The following is a 26,704-nucleotide window of genomic DNA, read 5'->3' as shown; positions in this document are numbered from 1 at the left end:
AGCTATTTATATATCGATCACTACAGAAAGAGAAGATCATGACAGAACTGGCTGGAAAGCGTGCCCTCGTCACAGGTGGCTCGCGTGGCATTGGCGCCGCCATCGCATTGGCGCTTGCCGACAAGGGCGCAGATGTCGCCATCACCTATGAGCGTTCGGCCGATCGCGCCGCCGAAGTCGTCCGGGCGATCGAGGGCAAGGGCCGCAAAGCGCTTGCCATCCAGGCCGACAGCGCCGATCCGGCGGCCGTGAAGCGCTCGGTCGACGAGGCCGCCCAGGCACTTGGCGGTCTCGACATCCTCGTCAACAATGCCGCAATCGCGCTTTACGGTGCGATCGCCGACGTCAGCGTCGAGCAGATCGATGCGCTGCTTGATGTCAATGTGCGGTCGCCTCTGCTCGCTTCGCAGGCGGCCATTCCCTATCTGCAGGCGGGAAGCCGCGTCATCACGATCGGCTCGGTCGGCGCCGAACGCATCGTCGGCGACACCGGCACGGTCTATTTTATGACAAAATCCGCGCTCCACTCGTTTACCCGCGGCCTCGCGCGGGAACTCGGATCTCGCGATATCACCGTAAACCTGGTCCAGCCGGGTTCGACCGACACCGAAATGAATCCCGCCAATGGTGACTTCGCCGACTTCCAGCGTGCCCTGATCCCACTTGGTCGTTACGGCGAGCCGGAAGATGTGGCGGCGGCTGTGGCTTTCCTTGCAAGCCCTGCTGCAAGGCACATCACGGGAACCATCCTCACGGTGGATGGCGGCTTGAATACCTGAATTGGGATCTGTTGCCGCCGCGCAAACGACACGGGGATCGACGGAGGTTGGTCCCCTCGAATGCGAGCCGATCGCCTATGAGTGTCTTGCCTGCGTCTCATGCCGGATACCGGCATGAGACGCATTGTTGAGCCGCAGGCTGTGTCAGACTGGCAGCTTCATCTGCTTGCGCAGGCTCTTGTCGAATGCACTGGCGGGAACGAAGCGGCGCAGGAAGAGCAGTTGACGGGCGGCTTTGCTGGCGGGATAGCGCAGTTTCGGCGATTTCGCGGTGGCTGCCTTGACGACCGCTTCGCCAACCACTTCGGGCGCATCGCCTGCCTTGATCGCGCTGTTCCAGACAGCTTCTGTCGTCTTGCGGCCGCCGTCGTAAACACCAGTCATGCGGTCGGGCTGCGTCGAGTTATGGTCGAGAGCTGTGCGGGTAAATGCAGGTTCGACGAGCAGGACGCGGATCCCCAACGTGCGGACTTCGTGATCGAGCGATTCGGAATAACCTTCGACAGCATGTTTCGTCGCAGTGTAGAGCGCGCTGAACGGGCTCGGAATGAAGCCGACGACCGAACTGATGTTGATGATGCGGCCGTTGCGCTGGTTCCGCATGATCGGCAACACCTCGTTCGTAACACGAATGATCCCGAAGACATTCAGGTCGAAAAGTGCCTGAGCCTGTTCGATCGAGGACTCTTCCGCTCCGCCGATCAGTGCGCCACCGGCATTGTTGACGAGAACGTCGATGCGGCCAGCCTGTTTGATGACCTCGGCGATCATGCCCGCGACCGATTGACTGTCCGTCACGTCGCAGGTCAACATCGTGATGCCATTGGCAGACCCGGCTGTCGCCTTGCGGCTGGTTCCAAAGACGCGGTAGCCCGCGGTTACCAGAGCCTTTGCCGTGGCGCGGCCGATACCGGTCGCTGCACCTGTGACGACGGCGACGCCGCGGTTGTTGTTGCTCATTTCAATTTTCCTTCGGATCGTGCCGCCAACGGCGATGGGGTTGTGGGATATTACGGTCGTCGTATTGGGTCGGGTGGCCTCGTGGGACCGCCCGGTTGGAACCTGATGTTGAAAGGGATTGCTGGTGTGACTTAGTTCAGCACGCCAGTGCCGGGGCCGAGTTCAAGCACACGACCGGTCCCCCGCGGAAATCTCTTGAGTGATCGCCGTGGCGAGATGCAAACTCGACGGAACCACCGATGCAGCGCTAGGGGATTTGCGATCCAACCCACCCTCGAAAGAAGTCGATCTGTTCGGACGAGCGCAGACCTGCGAGGCCATTTGCTCTTCCTGGCCGATAAGGGCGATTGATATACTCATGGATGCAAATCCCTGAAGTTTCGGTTATGCGTGGACTGGACAGGCATGATCTATACACTGTATAAATTCCGTGTAAAGGGGAATTTATACAGTGTATAGATTTCGGTGCAATTTTTGAGGAATTAACGTGAGCGTGACAATCCGGGAAAACTACCATCACGGCGAACTTCGCTCGGCTTTGATCGCGGCCTCGGATGAGATCATCCGGGAAAGCGGCGTCGAGGGATTTTCGTTGCGGGAGGCAGCCCGCCGGGCCGGCGTGTCACCCGGCGCGCCGAAACACCATTTTGGCAGCATCGTCGGCCTGCTCACCGAGGTGGCGATCGCGGCCTATGGGCAACTAGCTCGGTATTTGTCCGATGCTCTCGTTGCGAACCAAACTGCTGAGCAGAAGCTCCAGTCGCTCGGGACGGCTTATGTCAGATACGCCCTCGACAATCCCGGTCATTTCCGCCTGATCTGCCGCAAGGATCTGGTCAACCGCCATCACCCCGACTTCGAGCCTGCCGTCTATTCCGCTATGACTGGCTTCGTCCTTACCGCCGCAGAATATTATGGATCGACTTTTCCACCTGAAACGGACCAAGCCGTGCATCCCGGCATCGTCGCGGCTGTGTCGACGATCCATGGGATTGCCCACATGGCAATCGAAGACAAATTCTCCTTCGTGCTCGGAAGCGACGAGCCGGAAGCCGAGCTGCTGGGCACCTTGCTGCCGTCGATGTTGAACTTCCATTGGCCGGTGAGAGATCCGCAATGAGCCGGTCAACAGCTCGCTGAGAAAGTGCTCCCTCTCGGGCTGGCAACAGTGCCGATGCGACGTCAGCCACGCGCCTTCAGATGAAGCATTGGATGATGCTCATAATGGCCGGCGCCGTTCTTCACGATCGGATCTTCCGACGTGATCGCCTGAATGTCTTGATCATCGCCAATCTGGTAGAGCGATACGCCGTAGCCGCCGGCAGGATCCATCACCGGACCATGCGCGACGATCTTTCCTTCCTGGAGGCGCATATCGAGGAAAACCCCGTGCTGCTTCATCCATTCCTGCTCGTCGGCAGACATGGTCGCCAGAAAGTCTGGGCGGGGCGGAATGTATTTGCACAGGTAGTATTTCATATCTGACTCCTGAGTTGCCGGAACACTGAAGACGGTCCTACGCCCCCCCACAGCTGAGCCTTGCCTCTTTCAGGCCGTCTTCTGCGATGGAACATCGACCCGCATTTGGTTACTATCAATTTAAGACTAAGTCACTATCAAAAAGATATCGATACGAAGAATCTTCACGGGCCGAACGACCGTCGTCGCAGGCGCTTTGCTCGATGGTGAGCGCGGCGAAGGGCAGCACCCGTCGCTTGAGGTTTAGGATGAATTTTCGGAGAGCGTGGAACGGTCGGTCGGCCAGGTGGACAGCGCTTGCTCGGCAACGGCCTCCAGCATCTCGCGGCTGAATCCGGCTTTGGCCAGCACCGCCATGCCATGCGTGAGAGCCATCACGAAGGCTGCAAGGGCATCGGCTTTTGCCGTCTCCGGCAAGTCGCCCTCGGCCTTGGCCCGTTCGAAGCGTTCACGAAGCTGCGCCTGGCCGGCCGCACGAAAATCGATCAACGCCTGCCGCACGGGTTCCGCTTCATCCGATCCCGCCACGGCGCCATTGATGCCGAGACATCCCGTATGGTCGGGATAAGCCGGTCTTCCGCCGGCAGAGCTGAAAGAGATCCCGCAGGTAGCGGCAACCTCGGTCTGGGCCGCAGTCGTGGCTGACAAGGACGAAATCGGCGGACACTATCTCGAAGATTGCGCGGTCGCGCCGATCAATGACACGCCCAACCCCTTTGCCGACGGCGTCAGGTCCTATGCGCTCGACGCCGACAAAGCCAAGCAGCTTTGGGCGAGAAGTGAGGCATTGATAAGCGTAACTTGAAGTCGGTAAGCTCGTATCGGCTCTGATTCAGAGCCGACATACCGCGGCCCCCATCAACCGCGTTGCAAAATTCTGGCGCTGACCTGACCTGTGGCAAGCTCCGCGGCCGGCGCTGGCCTACCAAGCAGATATCCTTGGCCGATGTCGCAACCCAGATCCTGAAGCCGCTGAAGTTGGCTCTCCTCTTCGATACCCTCGGCGGTTATCGTCACGCCAAGTCCGACGCCGAGAGCGATGATGGCCTTGATCACCTTGTCCTGCTTGTCATTGGTTTCGAATGTAGAGACGAAACTCCTGTCGATCTTGATCTTGTCGAACCGGTAGTTGGAGAGTTGTGAGAGGCTGGAATAGCCTGTTCCAAAATCGTCGAGGGCAATCCTGACCCCAGCGTTCACCAGATCGTCGAGCACGATTCGTGCAGTGACGGCGTCCTGGATGATGGCGCTCTCCGTCACTTCCAGCTCGACCCTGTGCGCCGGCAGACCGACATCGCCCAATATCTTGAGAATTCTGAGCCCCAGCAACCGATCGCTCAGCTGGATCGGAGAAAGGTTGAATGACAGGACGAGCTCACTTGGCCAGGAAAGCGCATCGGTGCAGGCGTGGCGAAGCAGTTGGTCCGTCAATTCGACGATCAGCCCGGCTTCCTCCGCCACCGGAATGAATTCGTTTGGCGGGATGAATTCGCCGGAGGCCGTCTTCCAGCGTGCCAGCGCCTCAAAGCCGATAATCTTGTTCGTCTTCAGGTCCACGAGCGGTTGATAGTAGGGAACGATCTCAGCCTTCCTGATGGCTGCTCTTAGATCGGCTTCCACCCGAATCCGTTTCGCCAACTCATCCTGCATCGAAGGCATGAAGGGCTTCACCAGATTGCGCCCCTGCTTTTTGGCGACATACATCGCACAGTCCGAATGTCGGATGACCTGGCTCAGGTCATCGCCGTTCTCCGGATAAAGTGCGAAGCCGACACTGGCGCCGAGATCGACGGCGACGCCATTGAATGTGAAGGGTTTGCCGATCACGCTCACGATGCGGTTCCCCAACGCGGCAAGATCGGGATTTCCAGTGCGCCGCGCCAGAACGACAAACTCGTCTCCGCCAAGACGAAAAACGTGCTCACGGGGAAAGAGGGAAGAGAGCCGCTGAGCGACAGTCTTCAGCACCGCATCACCGTGATCGTGTCCCAGGAGATCATTGACCTTCTTGAAGCCGTCGAGATCGATGCTGAAGACGGCGTAGGTTTCTTCCCTTTGATCGCTCATCGCCTGCGCGCAGATGGAATCCAGAAACCTGCGGTTCGGCAGTTCGGTCAGCGTGTCGTGACAGGCAATCCAGTCCACGTTCTTTTCGGCCTGCAGCCTGCGATGAACCTCCCTCGAAAGATCGCGGATCCTCAGCGCGGAATAAATCAGCCCGAGAAACCCGGAGATATTAAGGGCAAGGAGCGCGTGGTCGAGCGGATAGTCATGATGCTTCTCGATGAACGCATCCAGCCCCTCATGCCAGTCGAAGGACCACGATAGGCAGAAGAGAAGCAGGAAGGCCGCGAGCCAGACAACGATCTCCACCTGGGGTCTGGTCGGTTGGATGCGAGGCATATAACAGGCTCCTGTTGTGTGACGAGCCGTCATGGCCAGTTTGGAGAACCGCATCGTCCCCGACATGTTTTCAATCAACAGCCGACATGGCTGATGCTCGTATCACCGAATGCCGGGTCGGGCATTGCAGTCGTTGATCAAGCTGCGCAGCACCGACAAGTCCGTAAGATTGTCTGACCTTCGAAGGTTAATGGCGGGTTGCAGTGACGAAGGTGCGGGCGTTTCGCTGCGTGAATTGGATATCTTTCCCGTAAATCGGATCGGGCCTCGATTCCATGGTGTCTGCCGGTCGCCGCTATCTCCCATTCTTCGAACGGCTGAAGAACCCGCCGGAGGATTAAGTAGTCCTTGAAAAGGAATGGGTGTGATGGGTTTACAGCGCCCCCGCGTCTTTTCAGCATCTGCGCGTCGCCGGCGACCGCGGAGCGCTCGGCAGTCTCGCCAGGGTAGGGCGCATCCCCGAGCCGATCAATCTGCCAGCATCGTATCTCCCAGGCTGTAGCAGTGGCTCGCCTGATAGGCGTTCCGACCTCGGTTCATATGCGTCACATTGAAAGTCCGAATGGCGCGCAAGATGCGGCGCTCCGCGAGGAATTTGCGGATCGAGGCCGAGCCCCGCACAGTGATGCCGAAAATGTCGTCGCCGCGCGGAAAAAAATAACCGACGTCTTCGGGTGTCGCGACGCAGTCCTCGAGAAAAGGCTCGTCCACATCGCCCTGCGCGGGTGAATGATCCGTGGTGAAATGCGAAAGATGCACCAGGAATCGTGCACGCAGGCCCTCGCTGTCGGCATAGAGCGTGAAAAGCTCCATCCAGCTCGCATTCACGCGGACGAGCGGCTTGTCTGAGGTCGAGGGCAGACATGAAACCGACCAGTAGTGACGCTCGGTCTGGCGCGGGATGGGGATGCAGGTCTGCCCGTATACCCTGAGAATTTCCAGAACGTCTTGCGTCTGCGGGCGACGAAGCAGCTTCTCGTACCGGGCGACGTACTTGAACCGCTGTTCCAGGGACTCCAAGCGTTCTTCGGCGTCGATCAACTCCGCCTCGCCTTCTATCCAATCGCGCTGCTGCTCAGGATCCAGAAACTTGCGCAGACCAGTGGTGCTGCGACGAGGAGGCGCGTTCATGTGAGGTGCCATGTGAGATCCGTGTCCTCATCGCTTCACCGGCCTGGTCCCGCGTGTCTATGCAGCCGCTCGACGTCCGTCCCTGGTGGGAGGCGCCATTCGCAGCACTTGGCTTAGCGAGCGGTTTGCCGGCGCGGCGGACCAACCCACCGGCCGCACAGTAACATCCAACCAACGAATGGCGAAAGACTGACCTTCAGCCGGCCGAAAGCCAAAGCCTACCGACGACCAAACCGCTGCGCATTTTTGCTGGAATTGCTAGTAGACGAACGGATCCACCTCGGCCGCCGCATGGGCGTCCGCTTCCTTGGGGTAGATCACGCCCTTGCGCAGGATGATGTTGGCATAGAGCCTCGGCTCGCCGGTCTGGATCACCGCATGGGCAGCCTTCACCCGTCCGTAGAAATCCTGGCCGATCAGCGGCACCACCTGCCGGTGCGGCTCGTGGCGGGCGCAGCAGTCGATCATCTCCTCGTGCACGGGGTCGAGCTTGTCGCGCTCGGCCTTGATGGTCGAGCGGAAGATCGCTTCCGCCACGAAATCGTCGATCGGCAACACGCTGAGCACGGCGTTGAGAACCGGGATGAGGCGGTGGCCGTCGAGCCGGATCAGCCGGCGGGCATGTTCGACGCCCGGATAATTGCCGTCGACGATGGCGATCTCGTCGCCGTGGCCCATGGCGCGAAGCGTCAGAAGCAGCTCCGGGCTCAACAGCGGATCAAGTCCTTTCAGCATGGTCTACCTCCTTGAAGAGTACGTTCTGGTCGGTGAGGTAACGCGCGAAGATCGGCAGGCTGGCGCCGCCGATGGCGCGCGCCTGTGCGCCGACAGCGCCCTCGATGATTTCGGGCATGACGACGCCCTGCAGGTCGAGCTTGGCGGCTTCATCGATGGTGGCCTGCACCACGCGGCTGCGCACCCAATCGGGAAAGCCGCCGTCGATGACGGCCGCGCTAAAATCGACGATCGAGGCGGCGGCGACGATCGCCTGCGCCAGCGCCTTGGCGCTATCCTGGATCCAGGCTTCCATCGGCTCGCCGAAATCCACCCAGCCGTCGGCCGAATACCAGAGCGGCTCGGGATCGATGCCCCGCTCGCGCAGCATGTTTTCGAGCACGAAAATCGAGGCGATTTCAAGCAGCTGCATAGTCTCGCCGTTTTTGCCGCGCACAGGCAGCGGCCCGATCGCGCCCGCCGTGCCGGTGCGGCCGGAAAAGATCGCCGAATTCAGGACGATGCCGCCGCCGATGAAGGAGCCGATGAAGAAATAGACAAAATCCGGGTAGGACGGCCCGACGCCGAAGACCAGTTCGGCGCCGCAGGCGCTGGTCGCATCGTTCTGCATGAAGACCGGATGCGAGACGCGCGCGGCGATGTCGGCCTGCAGGTCGACATCGCGCCAGACCTCCATGGCGCCAGCCGGCGCGCCCACCTCTTCGGCCCAGTTCCAGAGCTCGAAAGGCGCGGCGATGCCGAGGCCGGCAATACGGCCGCGCTGCTTGTCGTCGAGCCGCTCTTCGAGTTCCCGGATGCCCGAGGTGACGAAGGCGAGGATTTCATCCGGCAGCGGATAGGCATAGGTCCGGTGCAACTGCATGCGGATGCGGCCGACGAAATCCATCAGCACCAGATCGGCGCTGCGCCGGCCCATCTTCAGGCCGAAGGAATAGACAGCATCGGGATTGATATGCATCGGGATCGACGGCTGGCCGACACGGCCGCGCACCGGTTCCCCGCGCGACAGCAGCCCTTCCTTCTCCAGCACCCGCATGATGACGGAGACGGTCTGCGCCGACAGCCCGCTGCGGCGCGCGATATCGGCCTTCGACAATGCGCCGTAGAGACGCACCAGCGACAGCACGAGCCGTTCGTTATAGGCTCGCACCCTGACCTGGTTCGCACCTCCGGCCGGATTCAGAATTGGTGGCGGGACCGGCGTGTGTTCCGGTCCATCCAAGGACGACATGGCCGCTCCTCCCGATTGTTGGCCTATGCCCTAATTCGATCGAGCATGCCACATCGAATTAATAATTCAATTGGATTTATTTATTGACAAGCCAATTTCTTTTCGCTCTTAATTGCCGTCGTCAAGGGCACGGGACCGCTGGGAGGCATTAGCGATCCACGGCGAAGTGTCATATCTTAAGCTTCCGGCCCCGCAGGGGCGGCGCCGGCAAACTCTGGGAGGAGTTCCATGAAGAAATCTGTTCTCGCTTTCGGCGCGCTCGCGCTTGGTGTCACCTTTTCCGCTCCTGTGATGGCGGCTGACGTTGCTGCCTGCCTCATCACCAAGACCGACACCAACCCCTTCTTCGTCAAGATGAAGGAAGGTGCGACCGCCAAGGCCAAGGAACTCGGCGTCTCGCTGAAGTCCTATGCCGGCAAGGTCGACGGTGACAGCGAAAGCCAGGTGGCCGCGATCGAAAGCTGCATTGCCGACGGCGCAAAGGGCATCCTGATTGCTGCTTCCGACACCAAGGGCATCGTGTCTTCGGTCAAGAAGGCGCGTGAAGCCGGCCTGCTGGTCATCGCTCTCGACACGCCGCTCGAGCCGGCCGATGCCGCCGACGCCACCTTCGCCACCGACAACCTGCTCGCCGGCAAGCTGATCGGCCAGTGGGCCAAGGAAACGATGGGCGACAAGGCCAAGGATGCCAAGGTCGGCTTCCTCGACCTGACCCCGTCGCAGCCGACGGTCGACGTTCTGCGCGACCAGGGCTTCATGATGGGCTTCGGCATCGATCCGAAGGACCCGAACAAGATCGGCGACGAGGACGATGCTCGTATCGTCGGTCATGACGTGACCAACGGCAATGAAGAAGGCGGCCGCAAGGCCATGGAAAACCTTCTGCAGAAGGATCCGAGCATCAACGTCATCCACACGATCAACGAGCCGGCCGCTGTCGGCGCCTATCAGGCGCTGAAGGCCGTCGGCATGGAAAAGAACGTGCTGATCGTCTCGGTCGACGGCGGTTGCCCGGGTGTGAAGTCGGTCAAGGAAGGCGTCATCGGCGCCACCTCGCAGCAATATCCGCTGATGATGGCAGCCCTTGGCGTCGAAGCGATCAAGAAGTTCGCCGACAATGGTGAAAAGCCGAAGCCGACCGAAGGCAAGTCCTTCTACGACACCGGCGTCTCGCTCGTCACCGACAAGCCGGTTTCCGGCGTCAAGTCGATCGACACCAAGGAAGGCACGGACAAGTGCTGGGGCTGAGGCCTGATTGTTGAAAGCAGACCGGCCGGGGCTTGATCCCCGGCCGTTTTCGACGGACGATGTGCCGTCGCCTCACGAACCGGCTAATCAAAGACCGGATGGATATCGGTGACGGCCCCCGCGCGAGTTCGGCGCGCGGATGCGGAGGAGGAACCATGACCGGAACACAGGAATTCGAACGTGTCCTCGACGGCAGCGACAAGAGCGTTGCCTCCTTCGAGCACGAGAAAGTCTCGCTGATCAAGCGCGCGCAGCATTTTCTCCACTCGACGCCGGCCGCCGTGCCGCTGATCGTGCTGGTGCTGGCGATCGTCATCTTCGGGATGACGATCGGCGGACGGTTCTTCTCGTCCTATACGCTGACGCTGATCCTGCAGCAGATCGCCATCGTCGGTATTCTCGGCGCCGCCCAGACGCTGGTCATCCTGACGGCCGGCATCGATCTTTCGATCGGCGTCATCATGGTGATCTCGGCCGTCGTCATGGGCAATGTCGCGATCACCTACGGCATACCGACGCCGATCGCGGTCGCAGCCGGCATGCTTGTCGGCGGCCTTTGCGGATTGCTGAACGGCTTCCTCGTCGCCTACATGAAGCTGCCGCCCTTCATCGTCACGCTCGGCACCTGGAACATCGTCATGGCGACGAATTTCATCTATTCCGCCAATGAGACGATCCGCGACACCGACGTCGACGAAAAGGCGCCGCTGCTGCATCTTTTCGCCGTGAGCTTCAAGCTCGGCAGCGCCGTGCTCACCCTCGGCGTCATCGCCATGGTGCTGCTCGTCCTGGTGCTCTGGTATGTCCTCAATCACACCGCCTGGGGCCGGCATGTCTATGCGGTCGGCGATGATCCGGAGGCGGCCAAGCTCTCCGGCATTCAGACCAAGAAGGTGCTGCTGACCGTTTACGCCATCTCGGGCGTCATTGCCGGCTTGGCGGCCTGGGTCTCGATCGGCCGCAACGGCTCGATCTCGCCGTCCTCTGCCGTCACCGATTTTAACCTCCAGGCGATCACCGCGACTGTGATCGGCGGCATCTCGCTGTTCGGCGGCCGCGGCTCCATTCTCGGCACGCTCTTCGGTGCCATGATCGTCGGCGTCGTCTCGATGGGCCTCAACATGCTCGGCGCCGACCCGCAATGGAAAGTCCTTTTGACAGGCGTGCTGATCATTGCCGCCGTCGCCATCGATCAGTGGATCAGAAAGGTTTCGGTGTAATCATGGCTCGCGAACCCCTTCTCACCGCCCGCGGTCTCGTCAAGCGTTATGGACGCGTGACCGCGCTCGACAATGCCGATTTCGACCTCTATCCGGGTGAAATCCTCGCCGTCATCGGCGATAACGGCGCCGGCAAGTCCTCGCTGATCAAGGCGATATCGGGCGCCGTCACCCCGGACGAGGGGGTGATCACGCTCGAAGGCCGGCAGGTGCAGTTCCGCTCGCCGATGGAGGCGCGCGACGCCGGCATCGAGACCGTCTATCAGAATCTCGCCTTGTCGCCGGCGCTGTCGATCGCCGACAACATGTTCCTCGGCCGCGAGATCCGCAAACCTGGCCTGCTCGGCTCGATGTTCCGCATGCTCGACCGGCCGGCCATGGAAAAGCTGGCGCGCAACAAGCTCACCGAACTCGGCCTGATGACCATCCAGAACATCAACCAGGCGGTGGAAACGCTCTCCGGCGGTCAGCGCCAGGGTGTCGCGGTCGCCCGTGCCGCAGCCTTCGGCTCGAAGGTCATCATCATGGACGAACCGACGGCAGCGCTCGGCGTCAAGGAAAGCCGCCGCGTGCTGGAACTGATCCTCGACGTCAGGGCCCGCGGCCTGCCGATCGTGCTGATCTCCCACAACATGCCGCATGTCTTCGAAGTGGCCGACCGGATCCACATTCACCGTCTCGGCCGGCGGCTGACGGTGATCGATCCGAAGGAATACACCATGTCCGACGCCGTCGCCTTCATGACCGGCGCCAAGGCGGTGCCAACGGAGCCCGTCGCCGCATGAGCGCACGCATCGATGAAATCGCCGGCGAGGTGCTTGACCGCGCCGGCCATTCCCGGCGTTTCCTGGTCGCCATTGCCGGACCGCCGGGTGCCGGCAAATCGACCATGGCCGACAATCTGGCGGAAGCGCTGAAGGCCAGGGGCGAAAGTGCCGAAGTCCTGCCGATGGATGGCTTCCACATGGACAACGCCATCCTGATCGAACGCGGCCTGCTGGCGCGCAAGGGGATCCCCGAGACCTTCGATGTCCGGGGTTTCCTCGATATCATCCGCGCCGTCAGGCTGGCCGATCAGGAGGTTCTGGTGCCGGTCTTCGATCGCTCGCGTGAACTCGCCATCGCCTCGGCTCGCCCCGTTTCCCCCGATCATCGCTTCATCATCGTCGAGGGCAATTATCTGCTGTTTTCGCTCGGCAAATGGGCCGAGCTCGAAGGCGTTTTCGATTTTTCGATCATGCTGGCGCCCCCGATCGAGGTGCTCGAGGAGCGGCTCTGGGCGCGCTGGCGCGGTTATAGCCTCACCGAAGAGGCCGCCAGCGCCAAGGTCTACGGCAACGACCTGCCGAATGGCCGGCTGATCCTCGAAAACCGCCGCCCAGCCGATGTGACGCTGGAGATCGCGCTGGCGTGATGCCGCGGCGATTGTTTTCATGTAAAAGATAGTGCTATCGAGACGGCAGACGCATCGCTTCGGAGGCCTGCCATGCAATCGATCACCATCCGCCGTCCTGATGACTGGCACCTGCATCTGCGCGATGGCGCCATGCTGGAGGGCGTGATCGCCGATACGAGCCGCACCTTCGCCCGCGCCATCATCATGCCCAATCTCGTGCCGCCGGTCGTCACGTCAGCTGACGCCAAGGCCTATCGCGAGCGCATCCTCAAGGCCTTGCCGGACGGCCATCGCTTCCAGCCGCTGATGACGCTTTATCTCACTGAACATACCAGCCCCGATGACGTCGAAGAGGGGAAGAACAGCGGCCTCATCACCGCCGTGAAGCTTTATCCCGCCGGCGCCACGACCAATTCGCATGGCGGCGTGCGCGACATGGAAAAGGCGATGCCGGTGCTGGAGCGCATGGCGAAGATCGGCCTGCCGCTTTGCGTCCATGGCGAGGTGACGACGCCGGAGGTCGATATCTTCGATCGCGAGGCCGTCTTCATCGAGACCGTGCTCGATCCGCTGCGGCAGCGCCTGCCGGAGCTGAAGGTGACGATGGAGCATGTGACGACATCCGATGGCGTCGATTACATCAAGGCGGCCAGGGGCAATCTCGCCGGCTCGATCACCACCCACCATCTGATCATCAACCGCAACGCCATCCTCGTCGGCGGCATCCGCCCGCATTATTATTGCCTGCCGGTCGCGAAGCGTGAAAACCACCGGCTGGCCCTGCGTGCGGCGGCCGTCAGCGGTGACCCGCGCTTCTTCCTCGGCACGGATTCCGCGCCGCATGTCGATCCGCTGAAGGAATGCGCCTGCGGCTGCGCCGGCATCTATACCTCGGTCAATACGATGAGCTGCCTCGCCCATGTCTTCGAACAGGAAAGCGCGCTGGAGCGGCTCGAAGCCTTCGTGTCGCTGAACGGGCCGGCCTGGTACGGGCTACAGCCGAACGAGGAGCGCATCACCCTGTCGAGGCAGGCCGAGCCGGTTGTCTTTCCCGCGAGGATTGAAACTGGCGCCGGTCCCGTGACGGTGTTCGATCCGATGTTTCCCCTGCATTGGCAGGTGGTGCAGCAGGCGTAAGCTTTCAGATTTCAATTTTAAATAGATTTTTTATCCTAAATTCCGGCGTAACGTTAAACGCGTAACATTTGTATTGTGCGGTGCATCATTTGTTAACGGATGCATAAGACATTCCTCAGCACCGACCCCATGAGCTGCCGACATCATCCGGCGCGGCTGCAGTCGCGGAGACTGAAAGCATGATGCTTGACTATAACTCCCTCTTGTTGGCGCTCGGCGTCTCCGCGGCCTGCCTGGCGGTGACGCTGATGGGCAGTTGGCTTGTCCGTCGCGCAGAAACCGTGCTGTTGACCGCCACTGTCGGCCTTGTCCTCGTCGTCAGCGGCATTTTCGTCTATAGCGCTTATGTCAATACGCCGGAGAAATGGCTGGGCGTCGCCAATTTCGTGCTGTTTCATGCCGGTTTTGCCACCATCTGGGGCGCCGGCAAACAATTCCTCACCGGCCGGGTGTCTCTCCTCGCCATCGCGATCCGCGCGCTTGCGGCGATGGTCTTCTCCGTCGTGCCGATGCTGTCAGGCTATGACGGCCTGGCCTTCATCGCCGACAATCTCGCCATCGCCCTTTTGCTCTTTGCCACCGCCCGGCAATATTGGCTCGCCCGTGCCGAAGCACCGGCGCCGCTTCTCGGCATCACAGCGCTCTATACGTTGACGGCGATCTCCTTCTTTCTCTGCGCTGCGGTGCTGATATCAGACGGCAAGCTGGTGCTCGGCAAAGCCCCCGGCAACTGGGCCGAAGATCTGAGCCTTGCCGTCTGCATCGCCGGCATGACCGGGATCGGCGCGCTGTCGCTGGCGCTGCATCAATGGCGGCTCGCTGCCCGCCATCGCCTCGATGCGATCACCGATCCGCTGACCGGCCTGCTCAACCGCCGCGCCCTTTTCGACCAATACGGCACGCGCCCGATGGGAACGACCACGGCCGTCATCGTCTTCGATATCGACCATTTCAAATCCGTCAACGATCGCTTCGGCCATGCCACCGGCGACCGCGTCCTCAATGTCTTTGCCGGCGAACTTTCGGCCCATTGCCGCACCGGCGACACTGCTGCCCGGCTCGGCGGCGAGGAGTTCGTGCTGGTGCTGAAGGAGATCATGCCCGGCCGGGCGGAACTGGCGGCCGAGCGTATCCGCCGGGCGTTCGAGGCGCGCGAGATCCATATCGACGACGAGATGCTCAAATGCACGGTCAGCGTCGGCGTCGCCCCCGGCCGTTCAAAGAGCTTGGATTTCGACACCATGCTGAGTGCCGCCGACAAGGCGCTCTATGTCGCCAAGCGCGCCGGCCGCAACCGGGTCGAGCTTGCCAGCTACCTCAAGGCGGTTCCCGTCGAGGCAACGCGCACCGCGTCTTGATTCCTGATCGACCCTCTCATATTATCGCCCTCGGCCGGATGCGGCCAGCCGCCCCGCGACGCTTCTGCGTTATGGTGAATGCATCCAGACAACCTCCTTCACATCCCTTGCCGTTTGGCGATCGATGGCGAACGGGTCAGCAGACGCGGGCACTGATCTTCCTGTTTGCCGCCGACGGAAGGATGACATCATGCGCGATTTTCGCGATGCCAAGCTCATGGCAAAGACATTGCGGCAGGCCCTTGCCGACCGCGACATTTCGCTCACCCGCAGCGAGACGCTCGAAATCGTCGCCCGGCAGTTCGGGCTCGATCAATGGAATATCCTCTCGGCCAAAATAGAGGAGGCGGGCGCCTCCCGCTCCGCCATCGGCATCGAACCGCCGATGCCGATCTTCCGCATCTTCTCGGTCGAAAAGGCGATGGAGTTCTATTGCGGCTTCCTCGGCTTTCATCTCGATTGGGAACACCGTTTCGGCGAAAACTTCCCGCTCTATTGCCAGGTCTCGCGCGACGGCATGGCGCTGCACCTCAGCGAACATTCCGGCGACGCCAGCCCCGGCGCCAAGGCCTTCGTCCGCGTCGCCAACGTGCGGAGCTATCACGCCGAACTCTCAGGCAAGGACTACCGCTACATGAAGCCCGGCGTCGAGCAAGCGCCGTGGGGACTGGAGATGACCGTCACCGACCCGTTCAGCAACCGCATCGCCTTTTGCGAGCAGACGTAGTCGTCAGCGCAGCTTGGCTTAAAGGTGACAAATCGATCAACGACCGCTATGGCCAGGCCGCCGGCGACCGCGTGCTCCAGCTCTTCGCCGATGAACTGACGGCCCGTTGCCGCCCCGGCGATACCGCGGCCGGCTCGGCGGCGAAGAGTTTGCGCTGGTGCTGACGGAGATCATGCCCCGCCGGGCCGAGCTCATCCGGAAAGCCTTCGAGGCGCGGCGTTTCTTCAATCTACCCGGCGCAGACTTTCCACAAAGACACCCCGACTGGTGCCTCGGCCCGAAACGGCGATCCGCTGTCCCGGTCCAAGTTCTCGCCTGATGTTCTCAGGGACACGGCAAATTTCGTCGAATAGCATCGGAACCCCTTCGACCTGAACCGGTGACCGACATTTTTTGCTACCCCTTTCATGGGCGTCGACGACGGTGAAAGAAAGCTCCACCAGATGGCCAGCGATAAAGGCGAATAGCATCGGCACTGCGATGATGACGAGATGCTTTCCGAAGAAATAACCAGCGATCGGAGCGATTAGCAGGCCGAAACCTTTCCTCACGCCGTCGATCTCGCGCCTGCTCTTCAAAATGAGCCAAAACGGCAATGCCGCCGAGACCACGCCGACGGCGAGAGCAGGAAGGGCCGCCTTGGCGATCCACTCGTTTGACGGCAGAAAGTTAAAGCCGGATATCTGGACGAAAATGGAAAGTACAGCCGGCAAAAACAACATGGCCAGAAGGATCCGGCCCGGTTTGCCGAGCGGCCATTTGACACTCTCTTCCTTCGACCCCATGGACAACGTACCGCTCTTTACATCGCAACCTGTCAATCACTCTGTGGCACATTTCGGCTGGCGGCTTCAAGGGGGCACGATCAGGGCAGCAAAAACCATTTTGGCTGCGTCTAAGAGGTCGCGGAACCCCTTTATACACCAACGACAAACTACAATGATGGCGCTCCCATGGATGTCGGCGCTTGCATCTCCGTCCTTGGAACTTACAGTCACACCATCGACGTTGTTTCAATGGAAATGAGTCCTGGTCGGCAGGGTGGGAACCAGATGAAATGTGTTTCGGTCCTGATTTTAGCGTTTCTGTCGATTTTTTTCGGATGGTTATTCTATGAAAGGTACTGGAAGTTCCGAGATTGCATATCGCAAGCCCTATCCAGTTGCCTCACTCCCGACGGTGACAATCTAACGCAAGGCGGCTCTCTGTGGGCTGGTTTGGCGGGGCTGTTCTTGTTGCTCGCTGTGAGCTCAGCCTGGCGCTCTTTCCGGAGCCGGGATGCTGGCAAATAAGCTGGAGCGGCCAGCTCTTCTGCTTGCTTCTCAAACGATTATCAGCGCCCGCACGAAGGCGACCGAGGCAAGCAGCGAGGCGATGGTCCGCACATGGTTCCACCACGTCCAGTCCCTGACATAGGTGGTCCAGAGCTGAACCGCTTCCGGGCCGTTGCCGCCGACCTTTGCCAGCGCATCGTTCATCGGCACGTTGAAGATGATGGTCGAGAGGAAGGAGGCGAAGATGTAGAGGGCTGCGCCCGCCAGCATCAGAAAGGATGCCCCGCCGCGCCAGTCGATCAGGGCGAGCACGGCGATGACGAGGCAGAGGATCGCTGTCGGCACGAAGAGGCCCATGAAGGGCGAGCGGACGATCGTAACGTTGATCGAGTTCATCGCCGCGATGCCTTGCTCTGCCGGAATCCGCGAGAAGGCGGTCATGATGAAGGTCGAGAAGGCGAAGAAGATGCCGGCGACGAGGCCGCTGCCGATCGCCGCGGCGACGAGGGAGAGGATGAGAATGATCTGCATGGTCAGGCGCTCCATATTCCGGTTGCCGCGGTCCGGCGGGCATATTCGCCGAAATCGGTGGCGGGGCGGCCGAGAATTTCGGCGACACCGCCCATGGTGCCGGAGTTGCGCCCATCGAGCACCTGGCCGAAAAGCTCCTCCAGAAGTTCGATCAGGCCCTGCGGCAGGCCGGCCGCCGCAAGCCCGCCGGTGAAATCCGCCATCGACACCTGCTCATATTCGATCGGCCGCCCGGCGGCCTGAGCGATCTCGGCGACCGCCTGGCGGAAGGTCAGCGCCCGCGGGCCGGTCAGTTCGTAAATCTTGTTGCGGTGGCCGGGATCGGTCAGGGCGGCGACCGCCGCATCGGCAATATCGTCGGCATCGATGAAAGGTTCGCTGATCTCGCCCGCCGGCAATTGTAGGCGGTCGCTCAGGATCTGCTCCAGGAAGGCGCCCTCGCTGAAATTCTGGCAGAACCAGGAGGCGCGCAGGATGGTGGTGTTTATGCCGGACGCTTTCAGCGCCGCCTCGCTGCGCTGCGCGCCCTCTTCGCCGCGGCCGGAAAGCAGCACGATATGCTCAAGGCCACATTCCACCGCGACCTTGGCGAGCGCTTCGATCGCCTCCGCCGCCCAGGCGACTGCAAGGTCGGGCTGGAAGGCGACATAGGCGCTCGACGCGCCGTCAAGCGCGCCGCGCCAGGTCGACCTGTCCTCCCAATCGAAGGGCCGTGCGCTGGAGCGCGATGCGGCGCGGACGGTGAGGCCGCGCGCTTCCAGGCGCTTGATGATGCGGCCGCCGGTCTTTCCCGATCCACCGACGAGGACGATTTCGGAAGTCTGCATGTCAAAACTCCTCCCAAACTTGAAAACAAGAGAAACTCTCTCATTTGCAAAATGAGATAATCTCTCTTATTTTGTTTGTCAACGTGGAAAAGGAGAGAGCATGTCGGAACAGCCGGTCGCAACGCGCAGGCGCCAGCAGGAGTCCACCGGCCAACTGCGCCGCATCCCCAGCCAGCAGCGCGGCCGCGAGCGCTTCGAAAAGATCCTCGCCGTTGCCTCGCAACTGATCGAAAGCCATGGCAGCGACGGCTTGAAGATGAGCGAGATCGTCGAAAAGGCCGGTCTCTCCTTCGGCGCCCTCTACCAATATTTCCCCGACAAGACTTCGATCATCCGCACATTGGCCGAGCGCTTCAACGAAGAGGGCAGGCGGTGCGTCGAAGAGGAGCTGGCGAAGGTGACCGACGCTACGGCCCTGCAGGGCGCGCTCGCCAATATCGCCGATGAATATTACGCCTTCTTCCGCCGCGAACCTGTTATGCGCGACGTCTGGCATGCGACCCATACCGACAAGCTGCTGCAGCAGGTCGATGCCGAGGACATGGAATTTCATGCCCAGGCATTTCTTGCCGTGCTTATCCGTCTATGGCCGGATCGCGACCGGAAGGAGCTGCTGGCGATCGCGCGGCTGACGATGCAGTTGCTTGCCGCTGGCGTGCGTTATGCCGTTTCGCTCGATGCGGAGGAGGGCGCCCAGGCGATTGCCCTATTCAAGAAGATGCAGATCGCCGATATCGGCCGTCTGCTGCTGTAATGAGCTCGCCTTTCGTCTGGAAACGGCGGGCTCTTGCTGCTATTCCCGCAAGGATCCAAGCCGAAGGAGAGCCGCATGATCCAGACCACATTTCCCGACCGCGCCGTGATGGCCGAATTGCTGGCCAAGATGCTCTGGGAAATCAAGGCGGTGCATTTCAATGCCGCCCAGCCCTATAAACTCTCCTCCGGCATGGCGAGCCCGGTCTATATCGATTGCCGCAAGCTGCTCTCCTTCCCGCGCATCCGCTCGACGGTGATGGATTTCGCCGCCAGCACCCTGCTGCGCGATGCCGGCTTCGAGCAGTTCGATTGCATCGCCGGCGGAGAGACCGCCGGCATCCCCTTCGCCGCCCTGCTGGCAGATCGTCTCGGCCTGCCGATGATCTATGTCCGCAAGCAGCCGAAGGGCCATGGCCGCAATGCCCAGATCGAAGGCAACATGCCGGAAGGCTCGCGCGTGCTTGTTATCGAAGACCTGACGACAGCCGGCGGCAGCATGTTCAAATTCATCGAAGCGGTCCGCGCCGCCGGCGGCATCGTCGATCACGGCATCGCGCTGTTCTTCTACGGCATATTCGGTGAACAGCGCTTTGCCGACGGCAAAGTCAGGCTGCATCACATCGCCACCTGGCGTAATGTTCTGGCCGTCGCCAAGGCGCAGAAGCTCTTCGACGACAAGACGCTGTCGGAAGTCGAGGCCTTCCTCGATGCGCCGCTGGCCTGGTCGGGAAGGAATGGTGGGGTTAGTGAGCTTTCGCTCTAGCCAGTTGACAAAAGCTCGCTTAATCGGTTGATGAACGCATAAGTGCTGTTGGGAGGAATACGATGATTTTGTGCTGCGGCGAAGCCTTGATCGACATGCTGCCGAGGGACACGACGCTGGGCGAAAAGGGCTTTTCGCCCTATGCCGGCGGCGCGATCTTCAACACCGCGATCGCGCTAGGCCGCCTCGGCATTCCCACCGCCTTCTTCACCGGCATCGCCGATGACATGATGGGCGAAATCCTGCTGGAGACGCTGAAGGCGAGCAATGTCGATTACAGCCCGTGCGCCATCACGCCACGTCCCTCGACCATCGCCTTCGTCAAGCTGGTGAACGGCCAGGCGACCTATGCCTTCTACGACGAGGGCACGGCCGGCCGGATGATCACCACGGCCGACCTGCCGGATCTCGGTGATGATTGCGAGGCGCTGCATTTCGGCGCAATCAGCCTGATCCCCAGCCCCTGCGGCGAAACCTACGAAGCCCTGCTCGACCGCGAAGCCGCTCGCCGCGTCATCTCGCTCGATCCGAATATCCGTCCGGGTTTCATCAAGGACAAGCCGTCGCATATGGCCCGCATCAAGCGCATGGCCGCGAAAGCCGACATCGTGAAATTCTCCGACGAGGATCTCGAATGGTTCGGCCTGCAGGGCGACCATGATGCGCTCGCCGCCCATTGGCTGAACCACGGCGCCAAGCTCGTCGTCATCACCAAAGGCGCGGAAGGCGCGTCCGGTTATACCAAGGATCGCAAGGTGACGGTGCCGAGCGAACGCGTCACCGTCGTCGACACAGTCGGCGCCGGCGATACCTTCGATGCCGGCATCCTGGCGTCGCTGAAGATGGATAATCTGCTGACCAAGCGCCAAGTCGCTTCGCTGGATGAGCAGGCGCTGCGCAACGCCCTGGCGCTGGGTGCGAAGGCGGCGGCCGTCACCGTCTCCCGCGCCGGCGCCAATCCGCCCTGGGCGCGCGAGATTGGGCTTTAAGGCATATGCCGCAGCCTCTCGGCTCCCTCTTCTCCCCAGCGGGGAGAAGGTGCCCGTAGGGCGGATGAGGGGGCCGGCGAAGCCGGTCAACAACGCTCCTGCTGGGTTCGGCGATGAGGGGTTGTGCCGTGCGGCCCCCTCATCCGCCTGACGGCACCTTCTCCCCGAGGGGAGAAGGGACATGCCGCAACCTCTCGATTCCCTCGTCTTCCCGGGGGGATCCGAAGGACGGTTCGGCCCGAAGGGTCGGATGCGCGATGACAGGTCGACGCCGATCGATCAAGAGACGATCAGGGAGTCACGCTCCGGTTGAAGCTCGGGAGCAAGTACCAAGTCCCGCAAGAAGTTTTCGCACCAAAGCGAGACGTCGTGGGTTAGCAGATGCTCCATCATCATGCTCCAGCGGTCGCGGCGCTCCTCCAGCGACATGGCAAGGCCCTTGGCGATGGCATTGGCAGTGCCTTCGACATCGTAAGGATTGACCAGCAGCGCACCCTTCAACTCGCGAGCCGCGCCGGCGAAGCGCGATAGCACCAATACGCCTGGGCGATCGGGATCCTGAGCGGCGACATATTCCTTGGCGACGAGGTTCATGCCGTCGCGCAACGGCGTGACCAGCCCGATCGTCGCCAGCCGGTAGAGGCCGGCAAGCACGTTGCGGCTGATCGATCGGTTGACATAGCGAATCGGCACCCAGTCGACCGTTCCGATGGCGCCGTTGACGCGGCCGGCCTGTTCGGCGACCATCTTCTGCATATGCTCGTATTCGGGAACTTCCGATCGCGATTTTGGCGTGACCTGCAGATAGGTGACCTTGTTCTGGTAGGCAGGATTGCTGGTGAGGAAGGTTTCGAACGCTTCCAGCCGCTGAATGATGCCCTTCGAATAATCGAGGCGGTCGACACCGATGATCATGTCCCGGCCTTCAACGCTGCGCCGGGTCTTCTGTACCATGATATGGTTTGCGGCTCTCTCTGCGAATTCGGCGAAACCCGCGGTTTCGATCCCGATCGGATAGGCGCCGGCCTTGAATATCCGCCCATGGGAATCGAACAATCCATTTCCGAGGTCGTCGCCAATTCCCTCCCTTCTGAGATACCCGGCAAAGTTCTGGAGGTCGTAGTCGGTCTGGAAGCCGACGACATCGTAATGCGAGAGCCCACGCATGATTTCCTCATGGACGGGCATCGTGACGAGAATATCGGCCGGCGGCCAGGGAATGTGCAGGAAGAAGCCGATCCGGTTCTTCAGCCCCATTTGTCGGAGTTCGGCGGCCAGCGGAATGAGGTGGTAATCATGAACCCAGATGATGTCGTCCGGCTCGATCATCGGCGCCAACCTGTGTGCGAAGAAGCGGTTGACGCGGAAATAGCCGGCCATTTCCTTCCGGCCATATTCGGCGAGGTCCAGTCGATAATGGCAGATGGGCCAGAGAACACGGTTTGCAAAGCCGCGATAATATTCCTCGACGTCGGTGTCGGTGAGATCGGTCAGCGCATAGGTGATGTTGCCCTTCTGCAGTTGCGACAACGGGCCAGGTTCCCTGTCCCCGCTCGATTCTCCCGACCATCCCATCCAGATGCCGCCACGCTCCTGCAGGGCTGCCTGCAGCGCGACGGCCAGGCCGCCGGCAGCGGCGCTCCCATCTTTTGCCGGCATGGGAACACGATTGGAAACGACGACAAGACGGCTCATGAGCTTCCTTTAATGAAGATGGGACATAAAAACGCTGTGTGACGAGCGTCTTGAGGCATCTCCTGAACTTGGGCAGGGACCATGCAGTGAAAGCGCCGACATCGACAGAGCCGACCCGGACGCGAGCGGCCCGGTGCAGATGCCAACAAGAACAACGAACGGAGCATTTTCCGCACAGATTTTGCTTGAATCTAGGGCGATTCCAACGAATTGAAAGAATTCATTCTACAATTTTTTGATTAGAAGAACGTTCATCCGGTTTCGTACGACGAAGCCCATCGTGCGGATGCCCCAGGCCCGCTGATATCAGTTCATCATTTGCGGGCCGCAATGACGATGTTGGCGCCAATCCGCCCCGGCGCGTGAGATTGGTTTGTAAGGTTGGAGCCAGCGTCAGCCCCTCATCCGCCTGCCGGCGCCTTTTCCCCGTTCTGACGGGGGAGAAGGGAATATGCCGTGACCTCTTCGTTCCTCACTCGCCTCTCGCAGGGCACGTCCCCTCTCCCCGTCAGAACGGGGAGAGGGTTAGGGTGAGGGGCAATCTCGATCGCTTACTTCGCAAGCTTCGCCAGCGCCGCAACCAGGCCCTGTGTCGAGGAGTCGTGCGATGCTGCACTTTCCTTGCCTTCGACAACCGGCAGCAGGCCCGTCGCCAGTTCCTTGCCGAGCTCGACGCCCCACTGGTCGAAGGAATTGATGCGGAAGAGCACGCCTTCGACGAAGACGCGGTGTTCGTAAAGCGCGATCAGCCGGCCGAGCGCATAAGGGGTCAGCTTGTCATAGACGAAGGTGATCGACGGACGGTTGCCGGTAAAGACGCGGTGCGGGGCGATGAAATCGGCCTTCTTGTCGTCCATGCCCTTGTCGGTCAGCTGCTTCTTGGCTTCCGCGAAGGTGCGGCCCTTCATCAGTGCTTCCGACTGGGCGAGAACGTTGGAGATCAAGAGCTGATGCTGATGCCGCAACTCCGGCTCGAAGGCGTTGGCGGCGATCATGAATTCGGCCGGGATGATGCTCGTGCCCTGATGGATCAGCTGGTAGAAGGCATGCTGGCCGTTGGTGCCGGGTTCGCCCCAGACGACAGGGCCGGAATTGCCTTCGACCGGCGTGCCGTCGATAGTGACGCCCTTGCCGTTCGATTCCATGTCGAGCTGCTGCAGATAGGCCGGGAAGCGCGACAGGCGCTGGTCGTAGGGCAGGATGGCGCGGGTGGGGTAACCAAGCACATTGCGATGGTAGAAACCGATCAGGCCGAGCAGCATCGGCAGGTTTTCGGTAATCGGCGCCTTACGGAAATGATTGTCGACGGCATGGGCGCCGTCGAGGAACTTGCCGAAATTCTCCGGCCCGACGGCGATCATCAACGGCAGGCCGATCGCCGACCAGATCGAGTAACGCCCGCCGACCCAGTCCCAGAAGCCGAAGACGCGGGCGCTATCGATGCCGAAGGCGGCGACCTTGTCGAGCGCCGTCGAGACGGCGGCGAAGTGGTGCTGCACGGCGGCTTCGCCGAGCGCCTTGGCGATGAAATTGCGCGCCGTCTGCGCATTGGTCATCGTCTCGACGGTGGTGAAGGTCTTCGAGGCGACGATGAACAGCGTCGTTTCCGGTTGCACCAGCTTCAGGATGTCGGCGATATGGGCGCCGTCGATGTTGGAGACGAAATGCGCGCGCGGGCCGTCATGGAAGGGGGCAAGCGCCAGCGTCGCCATGACAGGCCCGAGATCCGAGCCGCCGATGCCGATATTGATGACGTCGGTGATCGCCTTGCCGGTCGCGCCCTTCAGCGCACCGGAGCGGACGTCGTCGGCAAACTTGCCCATGGCGGCAAGCACCGCATTGACGTCGGGCATGACGTCCTTGCCGTCGACCAGCACCGGCGTGTTGGAACGGTTGCGCAGCGCGGTGTGCAGAACGGCACGGTCCTCGGTGAAATTGATCGCCTTGCCGGAGAACATTTCCTCGCGCTTCTTTTCGACGCCGCCGTCTTCGGCAAGCTTCACCAAGAGCTTGAGGATGTCGTCATTCACCGCTGTCTTGGAAAAATCCATCAGCAGGTCGTCAAGCGCGACGGAGAAGCGCGAAAAGCGCTGCGAATCGGCGGCGAAGGCGGCGCGGATATCTGTCGCCTTGGTGGCATCAGCGGTGCTTTTCAGCTGTTCGACGATGGCGTTCATGGGAGGCTCCTTTGGAGGCGGAAAGGTTGCGGAAACTATTCGCTTTCTCACCCGCAAATCAAGTTCAGCCGCCTGTCGAAATGGAAAAAAGCCACCCGCGGCAAGCGGATGGCCCCTTCAGGAAAGCCTCTAATTCATCAAATCGTCAAATTCAGCCGCGCAGGTCCTTGCGCAGGATCTTGCCGACCGGCGACTTCGGCAGCTCGGTGCGGAATTCGATGAAGCGCGGGCGTTTGTAGTTGGTGAGGTTGGCGATGCAATGGGCTTTCACCTCGGCTTCCGTCAGGTTCGGATCCTTCCTGACCACGAAGAGTTTTACCGCTTCGCCCGAATGTCCGTCCGGCACGCCGATGGCCGCGGCCTCGAGGATGCCGGCGTGCATGGCGGCGACCTCCTCGATCTCGTTCGGATAGACGTTGAAGCCCGAGACCAGGATCATGTCCTTCTTGCGGTCGACGATCTTGGTATAGCCGCGCTCGTCCATGAAACCCATGTCGCCCGAGCGGAAGTAGCCGTCGTCGGTCATCACCCGCGCCGTCTCTTCCGGCTTCTGCCAGTAGCCGGCCATCACCTGCGGCCCGCGGATGCAGATTTCACCGACCTGGCCGAGCGGCAGCGAATTGCCGTCCTCGTCGCGGATATCGAGGTCGGTGGAGGGAAGCGGCAGGCCGATCGTGCCGGTGAACTCAGGCGAATCGAAGCGGTTGGCAGTGGCAACGGGCGATGTCTCGGAAAGGCCGTAGCCTTCCGTCACCGCCGTGCCCGTCATCTTCAGCCAGCGTTCGGCGACCGGACGCTGCACGGCCATGCCGCCGCCGAGCGACATGATCAGCGACGAGAAATCGAGCTTGGCGAAATCGGCATTGTTCATCAGCGCATTGAACAGCGTGTTGAGGCCGGGGAAGATATGCACCTTCGATTTTTCGAATTCCTTGACGAGACCGGGAATGTCGCGCGGATTGGCGATCAGGATATTGTGGGCGCCATGCGACATGCCCATCAGCGAATTCACCGTCAGCGCGAAGATGTGGTAGAGCGGCAGGGCGCAGAGGAAATTCAGCACCTCCGGCTCTTTCTTGCGCTCGAAGGCCGATCGCAGCCAGAGGGACAGCTGCAGCTTGTTGGCGAGCAGGTTTTCATGCGTCAGCACCGCGCCCTTGGCGACGCCCGTCGTGCCGCCGGTATATTGCAGGAAGGCGATGTCGCTGCCCGTCAGCGTGACCGGCTGGAGCTTTTTTCCCGCACCTTCGCGCAGCACCTGGCCGAAGCTCTTGTGCTGAGGGATCGACCAGGAGGGAACGAGCTTCTTCACCTTGCGCACGACGAAATTGACGATCAGCCCCTTCGGCCCCAGCATTTCCCCAAGCGAGGTGACGACGACATGGCGGAGATCGGTCTTGTTGAGGACCTGCTCCACCGTGCGGGCAAAATTCTCCAGCACGAAGATCGCCTTGGCGCCGGAATCCCGCAACTGATGTTCGAGCTCGCGCGGCGTATAGAGCGGGTTGACGTTCACGACGACGAGGCCGGCGCGCAGGATGGCGTAGGTCGCGATCGGGTTCTGCAGCACGTTCGGCATCATCACGGCGACGCGGTCGCCCTTCTGAAGGCCGGTGCTTTGCAGCCAGGCGGCGAGTTTGCGCGTCTGGCTCTCCAGCTCGCGGTAACGCATCGCCTTACCCATGCTGGAAAAGGCGGTCCGGTCGGCGTAACGGGCGCAGGATTTTTCGAGCAGTTCGGCAAGCGAGGCATATTCCAGCGGCGGAATCTCTGCCGGAACGATATCGGGATAGGCCGCAAGCCAGGGCTTGTCGGGCTTGGCTCCGTTCGGATGGACGGAAATGCTGTTCATCTGTCTCTCTCCCCTGCGGCCGCCGCGCCGACATCA

The 26,704-nt window shown here is 61.2% G+C and carries 25 protein-coding genes and 2 pseudogenes; 14 read left to right on the top strand and 13 right to left on the bottom strand.

Annotated elements, in window-relative coordinates; translation table 11 throughout:
- Positions 1 to 38 precede the first annotated feature (38 nt).
- Positions 39 to 779: an SDR family NAD(P)-dependent oxidoreductase gene (locus FFM53_RS10820; protein WP_138388290.1), complete on the top strand. Its 741-nt coding sequence runs from the start codon at positions 39 to 41 to the stop codon at positions 777 to 779.
- 144 nt (positions 780 to 923) lie between these two features.
- On the opposite strand, the gene FFM53_RS10815 is transcribed toward FFM53_RS10820, so the two are convergent.
- Positions 924 to 1,739 (bottom strand): oxidoreductase, encoded by an 816-nt coding sequence (locus FFM53_RS10815; RefSeq protein WP_138388289.1) that lies wholly within the window; start codon positions 1,737 to 1,739, stop codon positions 924 to 926.
- 487 nt (positions 1,740 to 2,226) lie between these two features.
- Between FFM53_RS10815 and FFM53_RS10810 the strand changes: the two genes are divergently transcribed.
- Positions 2,227 to 2,859 (top strand): TetR/AcrR family transcriptional regulator, encoded by a 633-nt coding sequence (locus FFM53_RS10810; RefSeq protein ID WP_138388287.1) that lies wholly within the window; start codon positions 2,227 to 2,229, stop codon positions 2,857 to 2,859.
- 62 nt (positions 2,860 to 2,921) lie between these two features.
- Here the strand turns inward: FFM53_RS10810 and FFM53_RS10805 are convergent, their stop codons facing one another.
- Positions 2,922 to 3,218, bottom strand: coding sequence for a YciI family protein (locus FFM53_RS10805; RefSeq protein WP_138388285.1), 297 nt, complete (start codon positions 3,216 to 3,218; stop codon positions 2,922 to 2,924).
- A gap of 243 nt (positions 3,219 to 3,461) precedes the next feature.
- Positions 3,462 to 3,788, bottom strand: a pseudogene (locus FFM53_RS10800) (TetR family transcriptional regulator C-terminal domain-containing protein); the annotation flags it as partial.
- 67 nt (positions 3,789 to 3,855) lie between these two features.
- Here FFM53_RS10800 and FFM53_RS10795 point away from each other — a divergent pair.
- On the top strand, positions 3,856 to 4,023 hold the full coding sequence (locus FFM53_RS10795) for a hypothetical protein (RefSeq protein WP_246413135.1): 168 nt from the start codon (positions 3,856 to 3,858) through the stop codon (positions 4,021 to 4,023).
- A 53-nt stretch (positions 4,024 to 4,076) separates the two neighbouring features.
- Here FFM53_RS10795 and FFM53_RS10790 read toward each other — a convergent pair whose 3' ends face one another.
- From FFM53_RS10790 to FFM53_RS10775, 4 genes are all read right to left on the bottom strand, one after another.
- Positions 4,077 to 5,621 carry a putative bifunctional diguanylate cyclase/phosphodiesterase gene (locus FFM53_RS10790; RefSeq protein WP_138388283.1) on the bottom strand — a complete coding sequence of 515 codons (1,545 nt, stop codon included), beginning with the start codon at positions 5,619 to 5,621 and terminating at the stop codon, positions 4,077 to 4,079.
- Positions 5,622 to 6,089: 468 nt separating this feature from the next.
- On the bottom strand, positions 6,090 to 6,764 hold the full coding sequence (locus tag FFM53_RS10785) for a hypothetical protein (protein ID WP_138388282.1): 675 nt from the start codon (positions 6,762 to 6,764) through the stop codon (positions 6,090 to 6,092).
- Positions 6,765 to 7,010: 246 nt separating this feature from the next.
- Positions 7,011 to 7,487, bottom strand: coding sequence for an RbsD/FucU family protein (locus tag FFM53_RS10780; RefSeq protein WP_138388280.1), 477 nt, complete (start codon positions 7,485 to 7,487; stop codon positions 7,011 to 7,013).
- Positions 7,471 to 8,718 (bottom strand): ROK family transcriptional regulator, encoded by a 1,248-nt coding sequence (locus tag FFM53_RS10775; protein ID WP_138332374.1) that lies wholly within the window; start codon positions 8,716 to 8,718, stop codon positions 7,471 to 7,473. Before FFM53_RS10775 ends, FFM53_RS10780 begins: the two co-directional genes overlap by 17 nt.
- Before the next feature lie 228 nt (positions 8,719 to 8,946).
- On the opposite strand from FFM53_RS10775, the gene FFM53_RS10770 reads away from it, so the two are divergent.
- The 8 genes and pseudogenes from FFM53_RS10770 to FFM53_RS36275 all read left to right on the top strand — a co-directional run.
- Entirely contained in the window at positions 8,947 to 9,966 is a 1,020-nt protein-coding gene (locus tag FFM53_RS10770; RefSeq protein ID WP_017958798.1) for a sugar ABC transporter substrate-binding protein, read from the top strand.
- Between the two features lie 155 nt (positions 9,967 to 10,121).
- On the top strand, positions 10,122 to 11,186 hold the full coding sequence (locus tag FFM53_RS10765; RefSeq protein ID WP_138388278.1) for an ABC transporter permease: 1,065 nt from the start codon (positions 10,122 to 10,124) through the stop codon (positions 11,184 to 11,186).
- Positions 11,187 to 11,188: 2 nt separating this feature from the next.
- Positions 11,189 to 11,971 (top strand): ATP-binding cassette domain-containing protein, encoded by a 783-nt coding sequence (locus tag FFM53_RS10760; RefSeq protein ID WP_062945140.1) that lies wholly within the window; start codon positions 11,189 to 11,191, stop codon positions 11,969 to 11,971.
- The gene (locus FFM53_RS10755; protein ID WP_138388277.1) at positions 11,968 to 12,600 is read left to right on the top strand and encodes a nucleoside triphosphate hydrolase; all 633 of its coding nucleotides are present in this window, start codon (positions 11,968 to 11,970) and stop codon (positions 12,598 to 12,600) included. The genes FFM53_RS10760 and FFM53_RS10755 overlap by 4 nt, the downstream gene beginning before the upstream one ends.
- Before the next feature lie 72 nt (positions 12,601 to 12,672).
- Positions 12,673 to 13,719, top strand: coding sequence for a dihydroorotase (pyrC, locus tag FFM53_RS10750; protein WP_138388275.1), 1,047 nt, complete (start codon positions 12,673 to 12,675; stop codon positions 13,717 to 13,719).
- A 179-nt stretch (positions 13,720 to 13,898) separates the two neighbouring features.
- The gene (locus FFM53_RS10745; RefSeq protein ID WP_138388273.1) at positions 13,899 to 15,077 is read left to right on the top strand and encodes a GGDEF domain-containing protein; all 1,179 of its coding nucleotides are present in this window, start codon (positions 13,899 to 13,901) and stop codon (positions 15,075 to 15,077) included.
- A 190-nt stretch (positions 15,078 to 15,267) separates the two neighbouring features.
- Positions 15,268 to 15,804: a glyoxalase superfamily protein gene (locus tag FFM53_RS10740; protein WP_138388272.1), complete on the top strand. Its 537-nt coding sequence runs from the start codon at positions 15,268 to 15,270 to the stop codon at positions 15,802 to 15,804.
- A 29-nt stretch (positions 15,805 to 15,833) separates the two neighbouring features.
- Positions 15,834 to 16,021 (top strand): annotated as a pseudogene (locus FFM53_RS36275) (diguanylate cyclase domain-containing protein); the annotation flags it as partial.
- 7 nt (positions 16,022 to 16,028) lie between these two features.
- Here the strand turns inward: FFM53_RS36275 and FFM53_RS10730 are convergent.
- The 3 genes from FFM53_RS10730 to FFM53_RS10720 form a co-directional block, all read right to left on the bottom strand.
- Entirely contained in the window at positions 16,029 to 16,589 is a 561-nt protein-coding gene (locus FFM53_RS10730; RefSeq protein WP_138388566.1) for a hypothetical protein, read from the bottom strand.
- A gap of 537 nt (positions 16,590 to 17,126) precedes the next feature.
- Entirely contained in the window at positions 17,127 to 17,624 is a 498-nt protein-coding gene (locus FFM53_RS10725) for an anthrone oxygenase family protein (RefSeq protein ID WP_173883573.1), read from the bottom strand.
- Complete coding sequence (locus tag FFM53_RS10720; protein WP_138388268.1) at positions 17,612 to 18,436, bottom strand: NmrA family NAD(P)-binding protein; 825 nt, start codon at positions 18,434 to 18,436, stop codon at positions 17,612 to 17,614. The genes FFM53_RS10725 and FFM53_RS10720 overlap by 13 nt, the downstream gene beginning before the upstream one ends.
- Positions 18,437 to 18,536: 100 nt before the next feature.
- Here FFM53_RS10720 and FFM53_RS10715 point away from each other — a divergent pair, with 100 nt between their 5' ends.
- From FFM53_RS10715 to FFM53_RS10705, 3 genes are all read left to right on the top strand, one after another.
- Positions 18,537 to 19,190 carry a TetR/AcrR family transcriptional regulator gene (locus FFM53_RS10715; protein WP_138388267.1) on the top strand — a complete coding sequence of 218 codons (654 nt, stop codon included), beginning with the start codon at positions 18,537 to 18,539 and terminating at the stop codon, positions 19,188 to 19,190.
- Positions 19,191 to 19,265: 75 nt separating this feature from the next.
- A complete protein-coding gene (locus FFM53_RS10710) occupies positions 19,266 to 19,955 on the top strand; it encodes an orotate phosphoribosyltransferase (protein WP_138388265.1) in 690 nt (229 codons plus the stop codon).
- 62 nt (positions 19,956 to 20,017) lie between these two features.
- On the top strand, positions 20,018 to 20,944 hold the full coding sequence (locus FFM53_RS10705; RefSeq protein WP_138388264.1) for a carbohydrate kinase family protein: 927 nt from the start codon (positions 20,018 to 20,020) through the stop codon (positions 20,942 to 20,944).
- Positions 20,945 to 21,223: 279 nt separating this feature from the next.
- On the opposite strand, the gene otsA is transcribed toward FFM53_RS10705, so the two are convergent.
- From otsA to FFM53_RS10690, 3 genes are all read right to left on the bottom strand, one after another.
- The gene (otsA, locus tag FFM53_RS10700; RefSeq protein WP_138388262.1) at positions 21,224 to 22,639 is read right to left on the bottom strand and encodes an alpha,alpha-trehalose-phosphate synthase (UDP-forming); all 1,416 of its coding nucleotides are present in this window, start codon (positions 22,637 to 22,639) and stop codon (positions 21,224 to 21,226) included.
- A 551-nt stretch (positions 22,640 to 23,190) separates the two neighbouring features.
- The gene (gene pgi / locus FFM53_RS10695) at positions 23,191 to 24,816 is read right to left on the bottom strand and encodes a glucose-6-phosphate isomerase (protein WP_138332386.1); all 1,626 of its coding nucleotides are present in this window, start codon (positions 24,814 to 24,816) and stop codon (positions 23,191 to 23,193) included.
- A 151-nt stretch (positions 24,817 to 24,967) separates the two neighbouring features.
- Positions 24,968 to 26,668: a long-chain fatty acid--CoA ligase gene (locus tag FFM53_RS10690; protein WP_138332387.1), complete on the bottom strand. Its 1,701-nt coding sequence runs from the start codon at positions 26,666 to 26,668 to the stop codon at positions 24,968 to 24,970.
- Positions 26,669 to 26,704: the final 36 nt, after the last annotated feature.

It is taken from the genome of Rhizobium indicum, assembly GCF_005862305.2.
Classification (GTDB): domain Bacteria; phylum Pseudomonadota; class Alphaproteobacteria; order Rhizobiales; family Rhizobiaceae; genus Rhizobium; species Rhizobium indicum.
This window is presented reverse-complemented; position numbering and strand designations above follow the sequence as displayed.